Origin of the sequence: Psychroserpens jangbogonensis, from assembly GCF_000797465.1 — a bacterium.
Lineage (GTDB): Bacteria > Bacteroidota > Bacteroidia > Flavobacteriales > Flavobacteriaceae > Psychroserpens > Psychroserpens jangbogonensis.
In genome coordinates this window covers 155,432-168,038 of sequence record NZ_JSWG01000008.1, presented here as the reverse complement: position 1 = coordinate 168,038, position 12,607 = coordinate 155,432, and the positions used below count along the sequence as shown (strand labels likewise).

General features: G+C 32.9%; 11 protein-coding genes. 10 read left to right on the top strand and 1 reads right to left on the bottom strand.

From position 1 onward, the window contains the following. The first annotated feature begins 30 nt into the window (after window positions 1-30). From RH81_RS17200 to rimO, 3 genes are read left to right on the top strand one after another with little or no spacing between them, the layout of a single operon-like run. A complete protein-coding gene (locus RH81_RS17200; protein WP_033959161.1) occupies window positions 31-381 on the top strand; it encodes a hypothetical protein in 351 nt (116 codons plus the stop codon). A gap of 43 nt (window positions 382-424) precedes the next feature. Next, window positions 425-2,065: an amidase family protein gene (locus RH81_RS06585; protein WP_033959160.1), complete on the top strand. Its 1,641-nt coding sequence runs from the start codon at window positions 425-427 to the stop codon at window positions 2,063-2,065. 40 nt (window positions 2,066-2,105) lie between these two features. Next, a complete protein-coding gene (gene rimO / locus RH81_RS06580) occupies window positions 2,106-3,407 on the top strand; it encodes a 30S ribosomal protein S12 methylthiotransferase RimO (RefSeq protein WP_033959159.1) in 1,302 nt (433 codons plus the stop codon). Here the strand turns inward: rimO and RH81_RS06575 are convergent. Next, on the bottom strand, window positions 3,404-6,181 hold the full coding sequence (locus tag RH81_RS06575) for a putative LPS assembly protein LptD (protein ID WP_033959158.1): 2,778 nt from the start codon (window positions 6,179-6,181) through the stop codon (window positions 3,404-3,406). The genes rimO and RH81_RS06575 overlap by 4 nt on opposite strands. Before the next feature lie 127 nt (window positions 6,182-6,308). On the opposite strand from RH81_RS06575, the gene RH81_RS06570 reads away from it, so the two are divergent. From RH81_RS06570 to serB, 7 genes are read left to right on the top strand one after another with little or no spacing between them, the layout of a single operon-like run. Continuing rightward, the gene (locus RH81_RS06570) at window positions 6,309-7,427 is read left to right on the top strand and encodes an N-acetylmuramoyl-L-alanine amidase family protein (protein ID WP_033959156.1); all 1,119 of its coding nucleotides are present in this window, start codon (window positions 6,309-6,311) and stop codon (window positions 7,425-7,427) included. A 54-nt stretch (window positions 7,428-7,481) separates the two neighbouring features. Further along, on the top strand, window positions 7,482-8,435 hold the full coding sequence (locus tag RH81_RS06565) for an MlaD family protein (protein ID WP_033959155.1): 954 nt from the start codon (window positions 7,482-7,484) through the stop codon (window positions 8,433-8,435). Between the two features lie 8 nt (window positions 8,436-8,443). After that, window positions 8,444-9,751: a 4Fe-4S dicluster domain-containing protein gene (locus tag RH81_RS06560; protein ID WP_033959154.1), complete on the top strand. Its 1,308-nt coding sequence runs from the start codon at window positions 8,444-8,446 to the stop codon at window positions 9,749-9,751. A 4-nt stretch (window positions 9,752-9,755) separates the two neighbouring features. Next, the gene (locus RH81_RS06555) at window positions 9,756-10,547 is read left to right on the top strand and encodes a (Fe-S)-binding protein (protein ID WP_033959153.1); all 792 of its coding nucleotides are present in this window, start codon (window positions 9,756-9,758) and stop codon (window positions 10,545-10,547) included. Between the two features lies 1 nt (window position 10,548). Beyond that, window positions 10,549-10,743 (top strand): hypothetical protein, encoded by a 195-nt coding sequence (locus tag RH81_RS06550; protein WP_033959152.1) that lies wholly within the window; start codon window positions 10,549-10,551, stop codon window positions 10,741-10,743. Between the two features lie 9 nt (window positions 10,744-10,752). Next, the gene (locus RH81_RS06545) at window positions 10,753-11,238 is read left to right on the top strand and encodes a hypothetical protein (protein WP_033959150.1); all 486 of its coding nucleotides are present in this window, start codon (window positions 10,753-10,755) and stop codon (window positions 11,236-11,238) included. Window positions 11,239-11,256: 18 nt separating this feature from the next. After that, window positions 11,257-12,480 carry a phosphoserine phosphatase SerB gene (gene serB, locus RH81_RS06540; RefSeq protein ID WP_033959149.1) on the top strand — a complete coding sequence of 408 codons (1,224 nt, stop codon included), beginning with the start codon at window positions 11,257-11,259 and terminating at the stop codon, window positions 12,478-12,480. The last annotated feature ends 127 nt before the right edge of the window (window positions 12,481-12,607 follow it).

Below are 12,607 nucleotides of genomic sequence, written 5' to 3'. Positions count from 1 at the left end.
GATTCCCAATAAAATAGGAACCTCTTTATAATGAATTCAAGTTTCAATTTTAAAGACAATAAAATTTTAAAGCCCATTACAATTGTAATATTATTATATTCGATTTTAATGTTCTTTAATTATATTGAAAATCTAGCTGGATTTGTTTTTAAACCTAAGAATCCATTAATTCCTGAATACCTTACCTATTACATAGCTTTTCCAGCATATTTTATTTTACCATTTTTTCTAGTCGTAATCCTTATTTGTATTCGCTTTTTAAAAACTAAGCAATATCAATTTCATGTTGTTTTTTTCTTATTTGGAATGGTGTTTTTATTCTTCATTTTTCAATGGAAAATTTATGAATATCTAATGCATATCAATCCATATGGTTCGTAGTAGGATTTAAAGTGTATTTCGTATTTTTATAAAAAATAAAACTATGAGATATTTACTTTTCCTTTGCTTAGCTATAGTTGTGTTTTCTTGCAAGAAAGACGATAAAAAAATAGAACTGGACGCAGAATCTTCCACAGATATTAGTGCCATTTCAACCAAAGATTTTAGGGATTTTAAAATCTCAGATTCTAAGCTGATTAGTAATGAAGCAATTTGGAAGACTTTAGATGAACAATTGGCAGATTTTTCTGAAGAAAAGTACAGTGCTCTCAAATCTCTAATTTTAGATCAAGATATTCCAACCCTTCAAAAACACATATCAGATGGGAAGCTAAGCTACGAAGTACTTGTGAAGTTTTATTTATTTCGCATTAAAGCCTTTGATAGAGAGAACGACTTATCATTAAACTCAGTGATTTCATTAAACCCGAAAGCCATTGAAGAGGCAAAACAGAAAGATCGTGAGCTTTTGAATAAAAAAATAAAGCATCCTGTGTTTGGAATGCCTGTATTATTAAAAGATAATATTAATACGGCCGAAATGCCAACAACAGCAGGATCTCTTGCCTTGCAAAAAAATAGGACTTCAGATGCGTTTATTACAAAATCACTAAAGGAATCTGGAGCAATAATTTTAGGAAAAGCGAACCTAAGTGAATGGGCTTATTTTTTCTGTGGTGAATGTCCAAGCGGTTATAGTGCTGTTGGTGGACAAACATTTAATCCTTATGGTCGAAGAATTATTGATACAGGCGGTTCAAGTTCTGGAAGTGGTGTGGCAGTAACAGCAAATTTTTGTGCTGCAGCTGTTGGTAGTGAAACTTCTGGGTCAATTTTGTCACCTGCTAGTCAAAACTCTGCTGTAGGTTTAAAACCTACTATAGGATTGCTTAGTAGAACAGGAATTATACCTATTTCTTCAACCTTAGATACTCCTGGACCAATTACAAAAAATGTAATAGATAATGCTATTATGTTAGATGCTATGAAAGGGTTTGATAAAAATGATTTTAAATCAGTAGAGCCAATCCTTGATGCGAAACAATTTTTTAATAACCTTTCTACAGAAAGTCTAAAAGGAAAACGTTTAGGAGCATTTAAAGAATTAATGGAAGATAAACTTTATGTTCAAGCTCTAGATGTTCTGAAAAAACAAGGAGCAGAAATTGTTGAAATTACTGAAGAGAAAATCGAATTACCTGACTTTTTAAGATTGTTGAATTTAGATATGAAAGTAGATTTAGCAACTTATTTTAAAACTTCAGCAAATAAAAATTTGACTTACACGACCATTGAAGATGTTATGGAATTCAATAAAAACAATTCAGACAAAGCAATGCCTTATGGCCAATCATTATTTGAAGGTGTTTCTAATGATAGCAGTACCAAAGAAGAGTTTGATGCTATAAAGAATATCTTGAAGACTAATGGAAGGCAATTTTTTGATGTCCCAATGGATAGTCAAAGTCTTGATGGCATAATTTCCATCAATAATTACCATGCAGGTGAAGCAGCTGTAGCAGAATATCCAGCACTTACAGTTCCTATGGGTTATACTGAAAAAGGTGTTCCAGAAGGTTTAACCTTTATATCAAAACCATTATCAGAATATTCATTATTACAATGGGCTTACGCTTACGAGCAAGCTTCTAAGATGAGAGTTGCACCTAAAAATTATAATTAGACAGATTTTTAGGCGTATCTTTGCAAACTGAAATTTGATTATGAGAACTAAATCGCTTAAGAAAAATAGAATCAATGTTGTAACGCTTGGTTGTAGCAAAAATGTTTACGATAGTGAAGTCCTAATGGGACAGTTAAAAGCTAGTGGTAAAGATGTTGTTCATGAAGAAGATGGTAATGTTGTTGTAATCAATACCTGTGGTTTTATTAATAATGCTAAAGAAGAAAGTGTAAATACCATTTTGGAATTTATGCAGAAAAAGGAAGCAGGAGAAGTTGATAAAGTATTTGTAACAGGATGCTTAAGTGAACGATACAAGCCAGACTTGCAGAAAGAGATTCCGAATGTGGATGAATATTTTGGAACTACAGAATTACCACAATTATTAAAGGCTTTAGGAGCAGATTATAAGCATGAGTTAATTGGAGAACGATTAACAACAACACCTAAAAATTATGCTTATTTAAAAATTGCAGAAGGTTGTGACAGACCTTGTAGTTTTTGTGCAATCCCATTAATGAGAGGGAAGCACAAGAGTACTCCAATTGAAGAGATTGTTATAGAAGCTGAAAAATTGGCGGCTAAAGGTGTTAAGGAACTCATATTGATTGCTCAGGATTTAACGTATTACGGACTTGATTTATACAAAAAGCGAAACCTTGCTGAATTATTAGAGCATTTGGTTAAAGTAGATGGTATTGAATGGATTCGATTGCATTATGCGTTTCCAACAGGTTTTCCGATGGATGTATTAGATGTAATGAATCGCGAACCAAAAGTTTGTAACTATTTAGATATTCCATTACAACATATTAGTGATTCAATATTAAAAAGTATGCGTCGTGGTACAACAAAAGAAAAAACGACAAAGCTGCTTAAAGAATTCAGAGCTAAAGTTCCAGAAATGACCATTAGAACAACTTTGATTGTTGGTTATCCTGGAGAAACAGAAGAAGATTTTGAAACTCTTAGAGATTGGGTAAAAGAGATGCGTTTTGAACGTTTAGGTTGTTTTACATATTCTCATGAAGAAAATACGCATGCGTATAATTTAGATGATGATGTTCCTGAAGACGTGAAAATCGATAGAGCAAATCAGATAATGGAACTTCAATCTCAAATTTCTTGGGAATTGAATCAGGCTAAAATAGGACAAGAATTTAAGGTAGTGATTGATAGAAAAGAAGGGAATTACTTTGTTGGTCGTACAGAATATGATTCTCCAGACGTAGATAATGAAGTGCGTATAGATGCTACTAACACTTATTTGAAAACAGGTGAATTTAGCACAGTGAAAGTAATTGAAGCTGAAGATTTCGACCTTTATGCTGAAGTTATTTAAAGCTGTTGATCTCGTTGTCTTCGCTTATCGTATTTAAGATCCTTAAGTAGGTTAGATTTAATACCTACAAAAAAGTTCCATGAATTATAATCTCCAAAAGGCACCCAACTAAAATTTAGTCGCCACGATAGTAGGTCGCGCTCAAATCTAAATTGAGTTAAAGTAAACCCTTGGTTCTTGAAATCATAACCGGAAGAGGCACCAACTGACCATCGAGGTGATAAATCTACATCACCTGAAAACATTAAGGAATGTGACGATACTTCGTTTTGTCTGGTGTTATTAGAATAATTAACAGCATAAGCTAAACGTAAACTCCATGGCATATTGTAGCTATAGAGCTCGGACATTTCTTTGTCTTCATCTTCATCTTTTTCCTCATCATTTAGCCTTCGATCAGCAAAGTCTTCGGGCTTACCAAATAAATCATCAGCACGTCCGCCACTCCTTATTGATTCTTGTATAGAAGCATCATCTTGTTGATCATCTGTGCCATCAAATGTTTTACTAGACAGTGTGTAACTCATGTTTATATTGGCAGTAGTTAACCTAAATAAACTTCCGCCATTATCAATATTGTATTGATTAATTCTCCTGTTGTTATTATCAAGAGCATAAGGGTCTAGAGTAGCACCGAAATTGATGCTCATTTTGTCATTTAAAATTGATGTTCCACCTGTGACTCTCATTGGGCTCCATCTTAAAGAGTCGGCTGCAAAATTATAAGATGTAGAAAAATTAAGATTATTAAGTAATATTACCTTTTTAGGTTCAGTTGCAGTACTGTCTTTGTCTCTTACTTTTGCTTCAAAGTTATTTCCAACAGAAAGCCCTAAAGAGCTTGAAAAATTTTGATTTGGAGCTCCGAAAATTGAACCTTGAAAACGAGTATATTCTTCCCTTTCTAAATCGTCTGTTGTCGTTCCATCTGCATCAATGACCTCGAACGAATCGTAGTATTGATCAAAAGCTGGATTGATATTGTAGCTAATGGATGGTCGTATAACATGTCTAATAGCTTGTATTTTTGGGTCTTTGCCTTCTTTCTGAAAATTGAATAGTCCATAAATAGTTGTTCCTATACTTGTACTAAAATTGTAGGTGTAAAAACGATCAAAACCAGTAAGGTCTTCAGTGATAATGTCACCATCCTCATCCTGAAACTTATTAATAGTGTTGTAAGTCCAATTTTCTTCAAAATTAGCACTACCACTCATGCTAAAATATTTAAACACCTTGAAGTTGGTCGAAATAGGAATCGAATGCAATGCTCCAATTTTTGCGTCATCAAACATTTCCTTTTTAAAAAATAAGGAGTCTGTAGTTTGAATCCTGTTTTCTGCTCTTACATTATACTGAAAGTTAATATTCTGTATGATTCCTTTTTTTGCACCTACTTTTGGTTCAAAAGGAAAAACACGACTCACACTACCTTGAAATGTTGGTAAAGTCATATTAATAGCTTCTGTATTAGTGTTTTGAGAGTGCGTTGCGGTAATGCTCATATTAGCTTGAGGTTCACCTTGAAACGTTTTCGAATATGAAACAGAGGATGCTAATGTGTTGTTTTGTGAATTCGGAATGTTGAGTTGGTTTATAGATTGTCTAAAATAAGTACTACTTCCTAGGTTAACAGATGCTGAAAACCTTGAACTCGGATTAGCTTTGGTATCTTGACTGTGAGACCATCTTAAATTGTATATCGTAGATTTTGAGAATTCAGGAAATCCTCTTTCACTATTAATTAGGTTCTCATATCTAAAACTTAAATTTCCATTAAATCTGTATCGAGTAGCATAGTTAGTTTCAAATCGCAAACCATAACTACCATTTGTATAATAATCACCAAGAACAGCTAAATCAAGGTGATCACTTATTGCAAAATAATAACCTCCATTTTGTAAGAAGTAACCTCTGTCATTACCATTGTCTTCACCAAAAGACGGGAAAATAACACCAGATGTATGCTTGTCACTCATAGGGAAATAGGCAAACGGTATTCCAATAGGAGTTGGAACATCGTATATATACATATTTGCTAAACCTGTAATTACTTTTTTTCCAGGGACAATTTTAGCCCTTCTCATATAAATATAATATTCAGGGTCATCCAAATTTTCTGAAGTTGTAAATTTTGCATCCTTCACGAAAAACACTGAATCATTTTCTTTTTTAGTGATATCTGACATGATAGTACCACCACTTTGTTCAGTTCTAGAATTAAAGATAAGAGCCTTTTTGGAGACCGTATTAAAAATTATAGAATCTGGTTCAACAACATTAGTGCCTTGAGTAAAAACTGGAGATTGTGAATAAACACCAGCCGTATCTTTAATTCTCCCAGCATATACCAAGTCTTTATTGTGGTCTATAACAATAACACCAGCAGTAATGTTCATGTCGCCATAGTTTACTTGCGCTTCATTGTAGAGTCTAGTTTGTTGTAATCGCTGGTTTAAAGAGACGTAATCTTTAGCTTTATACTTTACAATGTCTGTCAGAAATTCTTTTTTCTTGGCAACAGAATCTTTGCTTGTGCTATCAATTTCCTTGATAGGTATTGGTAAACCTAAAAGTGAATCTGTTTTTACTACGGTCGAATCAGTAATTAATTTCGGCTTAATTGGATTTTTGGGTTTTTCCAATTCTTGTGCAAAGCAGAACATGTTGATAAACACGGTAAAACTTAAGGTAAAAAGTATATTAAAGCTTTTTGTATGCAATGCTTTTAAATGTATTTTTGCTAAAGTATGGCGCGGTTTTTGAATTGCCAAAATTACATATATTTTTTATGATTAGTTTATAATTTAATTTTTTTATAAAAAGTGTTGAAACTCAGTTATTACAAGTATATACTGATATTTTTAAAATAAACCGAAAGTATTAACCGTTAGAACAAATATGAAAACGAACTTACATTATATAATCGTATGGATTGCCTTAATATTTACATGTTTTTTAACATCTGCAGATAGCATTACAAAGAATAAAGAAAAGTTTGTAGTAGTTCTAGATGCAGGACATGGAGGTCATGATTCTGGTAATTTAGGGAGTGGATACAAGGAAAAAGAGATTGCACTTAAAATCGTTTTGGAAGTTGGCAAAAAACTGGAGGAAAATAAAGATATTAAGGTTATTTACACAAGAAAAGGTGACAAGTTTGTTACGTTAAGAGGTCGAGCTAAAATAGCAAATGATGCTGGTGCAGATTTGTTTGTGTCTGTGCATTGCAATGCGCATAACTCAGCAGCTCATGGTACAGAAACGTTTGTGCTAGGTTTGCATGCAAATCAGAGAAACTTTGAAATTGCAAAGAAAGAAAACGAAGTTATCTTTTTGGAGACTGATTATCAAAAGCATTATGAAGGCTTTGATCCTAATTCGCCAGAATCGTTGATAGGAATTACATTAATGCAAGAAGAATATTTAGAACAAAGTATTCGTCTAGCTCGTCTTGTTGAAGATAGTTTTAAGTTTAAAAGAAAACGAAACAGTCGAGGAGTAAAACAAGCGGGATTTTGGGTGTTGCACAATACTTACATGCCTAGTATATTGATAGAGACTGGTTTTTTAACGTATAAAAAAGAAGGAGCTTATTTAAATTCTAAAAATGGACAATCGAAAATGTCAAGCTCTATTATAGAAGCTATTTTTGCTTACAAAAAAAATCTAGACCAAAATATTGGAGAAAACATCTACGAAGAAATGACTCCTACAGATTCAAACGAAACAACACATACAACTCTGGTATATGACAATATTGTGTTTAAAGTTCAAATAGCTGCTAGTTCAAGAGATTTAGAACCAAAATCGTATAATTTTAAAGGACTTACAGAAATTTCAAAAGTAAATGTTGGAGGTCTTTATAAATACTATTACGGAAATACTTCAGATTTAAATGAAATTAGACGTTTAGAAGCCATTGCTAAACAAAAAGGCTATACAAGTAGTTTTGTAGTTGCCTTTGAAGATGGAGAGCAAATTAAACTGTCAGAAGCACTAAAAACAAGCTCGAATTAGAAACATTCTTTATATATTTATGGCTAAGTTTGTTATAATCAAATATTAGACGCATTGAAAATATCAAGAGAAGTAAAAACAGCAGTATTAGTCATATCTGGCATCCTACTTTTTGTTTTCTTATTCAATTATCTTAAAGGAGAAAATATATTAGATTCTTCACGAACGTATTATACGCTTTATGATAATGTAGAAGGTCTTGCGCCTTCAACTCCTGTGACCATTAATGGTATGACAGTAGGAAAGGTAAAAAGTATCGCTTTTAATGGAGACGGTTCTGGGAAATTATTAGTGACACTATTGGTCGATAATGATTTTGAATTTTCAAAAAACAGTAAGGCAGAATTGTATGATCTCGGATTGCTAGGAGGTAGAGCAGTTGCAATTATTCCTGCATTTGACAATGGTGAAAATGCCGTAACTGGGTCTTATCTGGAAACTACAGTTAAAGCTGGTCTTACAGAACTCCTAAATCAACGCTTAACACCTTTGCAAGAAAAAATAGAAATCGTTATGGATCAGGCGGATTCATTATTTGCTAATTTGAATGATATTCTTGATGATGAAACCAAAAATAATATCAAAGAAGGTGTAGCAGAATTGAACGCAACTATTAAGTCATTTAAAAAGACATCGATATCTTTAAATAGACTTGTTGATAGTAATCAAGAAAGCATTACAGCAACAATGTCAAATTTTGAAACTACATCTGAAAATTTTTCAAAATTATCAGATTCTCTGGCTAATGCAAATTTGGCTCAAACAATGAAAGATCTTCACTCTACTATTAAAAACTTTGATGCTATAATGGTTAGCATTAACAATGGTGAAGGTACTATTGGGAAATTATTAAAAGAAGATGGCTTATATGACAATATGGAAGCTGCTTCTAAAGAAATGGAAGAGTTAGTTAGAGATATAAAATTACATCCAGCACGTTACAGACGTATTTTGTCAAAAAAGGAAATACCATATAAACCATCAACAGAAGAAGACCAAAATAATTAGACTGCGATATGGAATATTTACCAAACATAATATTTGCCATTATTCTTACCATTGGCATTGGTTATTTTGCTAACAATGTAAAAAAGCTTTTCAGAAACATAAAATTAGGTCGAGATGTTGATGTTTCGGATGATAAACCACAACGTTGGAAAAACATGAGTATGATTGCTTTAGGTCAAAGCAAAATGGTAAAACGTCCCATTGCTGGTTTCTTGCATGTTATTGTTTATGTTGGCTTCGTAATTATCAATATTGAAGTTCTTGAGATTATAATTGATGGTTTATTTGGAACACATCGTATTTTTTCTTCAATAGGAAGCCTTTATGGTGTATTAATAAGCGCGTTTGAAATTTTGGCAGTCCTTGTCTTAGTAGCCGTAATTGTATTCTGGTTGCGACGAAATGTGATTAAACTAAAACGTTTTTTAAGCGCAGAAATGAAGGGTTGGCCAAAAAGTGATGGTAATATCATTCTTTATTTTGAAGTTGTATTAATGTGTTTATTCTTAGTAATGAATGCAACTGATCTTCAATTTCAAGCTATGGATTCTGGTAATGTTATAAGCCAATTTATCTCACCTTGGTTTAGTGGTTTTTCAGAAAGTTCAATTCACCTTATCGAAAGATCTGCGTGGTGGATTCATATAATAGGTATTCTAACATTCTTGAACTACCTCTATTTTTCAAAACATTTACATATTTTACTTGCGTTCCCAAACACATACTACGGAAAGCTAACTCCAAAAGGACAGTTTGAAAATTTAGAAGCTGTAACCAAAGAGGTAAAGATGATGATGGATCCAAATGTCGATCCGTTTGCTGCACCTCCTGAAGGAGCTGAAGCTGCTATTCCAGCTAAGTTTGGAGCAAGTGATGTGCAAGATTTAAGTTGGGTAAACTTATTGAATGCATATACGTGTACAGAATGTGGTCGATGTACAAGTGAATGTCCAGCAAATCAAACAGGTAAAAAATTATCACCTCGTAAAATCATGATGGATACTCGTGATCGTTTAGAAGAGGTTGGAAAAAATATAGATGCTAATAAAGGCGAATTTAAAGATGATGGTAAGCAATTGTTAGGTGATTATATCACTAATGAAGAGCTTTGGGCCTGTACAACATGTAATGCTTGTGTAGAAGCTTGTCCAGTAAGTATTGATCCACTTAATATTATCATGCAAATGCGTCAATATTTGGTAATGGAACAAAGTGCTGCACCAATGGAACTCAATACCATGATGACCAATATTGAAAATAATGGAGCACCTTGGCCATACAACCAACAGGATCGATTAAATTGGAAAAACGAATAGAGATATGAGCGAACAACTTACGGTGCCAACTATGGCTGAATTTATGGCTGAAGGTAAAAAACCAGACATTTTGTTTTGGGTTGGTTCAGCTGGTAGTTATGATGATAGAGCTAAAAAAATCACTAAAGCTTTTGTGAAAATATTAAACAAAGCTAATGTTGATTTTGCTGTATTGGGAACAGAAGAGAGTAATACAGGTGATGTTGCTAAACGCGCAGGTAATGAGTTCTTATTTCAAATGCAAGCTGTAATGAATATTGAAGTTCTTAATGCTTACGAAGTAAAGAGAATAGTAACTTGTGATCCACACTCTTTTAATTGCTTAAAAAACGAATATCCAAGTTTAGGAGGTGTTTTTGAAGTCATTCATCATACTCAATTTATAGAAGAATTAATAAGCTCTGGACGTTTAAAAGTTGAAGGAGATAAGTATAAAGGAAAACGTATTACATTTCATGATCCTTGTTACTTAGGAAGAGCAAATAGTGTTTATGAAGCTCCTAGAAATGTACTTAAAAAAACGAATGCAACCTTAGTTGAAATGAAACGTCATAAAGGTTCTGCTTTATGTTGTGGAGCTGGAGGAGCGCAGATGTTTAAAGATGCTGAGCCAGGAAATAAAGAAATTAATGTTCTTAGAACTGAAGATGCTATCGAAACAAATCCCGAAATTATAGCTACAGGCTGTCCGTATTGTAATACTATGATGACAGATGGTGTGAAGTTTAAAGAAAAGGAAAGCGATATTAAGGTTTTAGATATCGCAGAGTTAATTGCAGATTCTCAAGACTTATAAAATGGCAAAAGCAAGCAAGAAACAAATTATAAAAGCAGGTCTAATTGGAGGAGCTATATTTTCTCTAGTTGTTCTTCTTGTTGACAAACTTATGGGCAGAGATTTTTCTTGGCTACGGTTGGTTTTCTATTTTGTTTTTGGCGTTATTATGTATGGGTTTTTGACCTACAGGAATTTTAAAAAACATCAAAAATAACTACCCTTTATGTTAGTTGATTTCAATACTTTACCAGAAGAATCACGCGTTTGGATATATCAGGCCAATCGCTCATTTACTGAACAAGAGATTTCAGAAATAGAAGATAAGCTTAACATATTTATTGAAAATTGGACAGCTCATGGAAGCGATTTGCAGTCTGGATATACAATAAAATACAAACGTTTCATTGTTGTAGCTCTTAATCAAAACCTAAATAATGCGACTGGCTGTAGCATCGACGCATCAGTCCATTTTATTCAGCAATTAGAAAAAGAATACAATGTAGATCTCATGGATAAAATGAATGTTTCCTATAAACAAGGGGAATATGTTGCTTACAAAACACTGTTAGATTTCAAAAAAATGGCTAAAGATAAAGCTGTTTCTAAAAACACAATTGTCTTTAATAATATGGTGAATAATATTGCGGAATTCAATGAGAATTGGGAAGTTCCTGCAAGTGAAAGCTGGCATAGTAGATTCTTAAAATAAATCTAGTTTCAATTTAATATGACGAAAGATATTTTTTTAATGAACATATCTGGACAAGATAAACCAGGACTAACTTCTAGTTTAATGAGTGTTTTGTCAGAATATGGTGCCAAAATTTTGGATATAGGTCAGGCAAACATACATGACACCTTATCTTTAGGTTTTATGTTTGAAATTGAATCTGGACATAATTCATCTTCAGTATTAAAAGATTTACTTTTTAAGGCCTATGAATTAGGTGTTACTGCTAAATTCTCGCCAATTTCTCTTGAAGATTACGAAAAGTGGGTGAAGTTGCAAGGTAAAGATCGTTATATCATAACCATTTTAGGAGAAAAACTATCTGCTGAACAAATATCTCAAGTCACTAAAGTGATTTCTGATAAAAACTTAAATATTGACGCGATTAAACGACTAACAGGACGCATGTCTCTTGTTAATGAAGAAAAGTATCCTCGTGCTTCAATTCAATTGTCTATTAGAGGGAAAATCGACTGTAAAGCAGATTTCACTGAGAAATTCATGCAAATTTCAAGAGATTTAGATGTTGATATTGCATTTCAAGAAGATAATATTTTTAGAAGAAATCGACGCCTCGTTTGTTTCGATATGGATTCTACTCTTATTCAAGCAGAAGTCATTGATAAATTAGCTGAATTGGCAGGAGTTGGTCCAGAAGTAAAGGCCATCACTGAATCTGCGATGCTAGGCGAAATAGATTTTAATGAGAGTTTTATAAAACGAATGAAACTGCTAAAAGGATTGAGTGAAGACGTGCTTCACGACGTAGCAGTTAATTTGCCAATTACTAAAGGAGCAAAAAGACTTATTGATACCCTAAAAAGTTACGGATTTAAAACAGCTATTCTTTCTGGCGGATTTTCTTTTTTTGGTGAATATTTAAAAAAGGAATTAGGCATGGACTATGTATATGCCAATCAATTAGAAATTAAAAACGGAGTTTTAACAGGTGGCTATTTAGGCGACATTGTAGATGGTAATAAAAAAGCGGAATATCTCAAGGAAATAGCTATTAAAGAAGGTATAGATATTAGTCAAACTATAGCTGTTGGTGATGGTGCTAACGATTTGCCAATGCTAAATTTGGCAGGATTAGGGATCGCTTTTCATGCCAAACCTACCGTAAAAGATAATGCTCAAAGTTCAATATCAAGTATTGGATTAGATGGCGTGCTTTACTTATTAGGTTATCATGACAGACACATTGATTTAATTGAATAAGAATTACAATTGATTTGTTTACAACCTTCTTTATAAATCTATCTTAAAGTCTATAGACTTAGGTCTAAAAATACTATTTTGGCATAGTTTTTAGTTATGTTTAATAGACTTAAACTGTAGATTAGAT

Coding starts and splice junctions, on each gene's coding strand:
- RH81_RS06585 (WP_033959160.1), top strand. CDS start 425: ATGAGATATTTACTTTTCCTTTGCTTAGCTATAGTTGTGTTTTCTTGC.
- RH81_RS06545 (WP_033959150.1), top strand. CDS start 10,753: ATGTTAGTTGATTTCAATACTTTACCAGAAGAATCACGCGTTTGGATA.
- RH81_RS06570 (WP_033959156.1), top strand. CDS start 6,309: ATGAAAACGAACTTACATTATATAATCGTATGGATTGCCTTAATATTT.
- RH81_RS06550 (WP_033959152.1), top strand. CDS start 10,549: ATGGCAAAAGCAAGCAAGAAACAAATTATAAAAGCAGGTCTAATTGGA.
- rimO (WP_033959159.1), top strand. CDS start 2,106: ATGAGAACTAAATCGCTTAAGAAAAATAGAATCAATGTTGTAACGCTT.
- RH81_RS06560 (WP_033959154.1), top strand. CDS start 8,444: ATGGAATATTTACCAAACATAATATTTGCCATTATTCTTACCATTGGC.
- RH81_RS17200 (WP_033959161.1), top strand. CDS start 31: ATGAATTCAAGTTTCAATTTTAAAGACAATAAAATTTTAAAGCCCATT.
- serB (WP_033959149.1), top strand. CDS start 11,257: ATGACGAAAGATATTTTTTTAATGAACATATCTGGACAAGATAAACCA.
- RH81_RS06555 (WP_033959153.1), top strand. CDS start 9,756: ATGAGCGAACAACTTACGGTGCCAACTATGGCTGAATTTATGGCTGAA.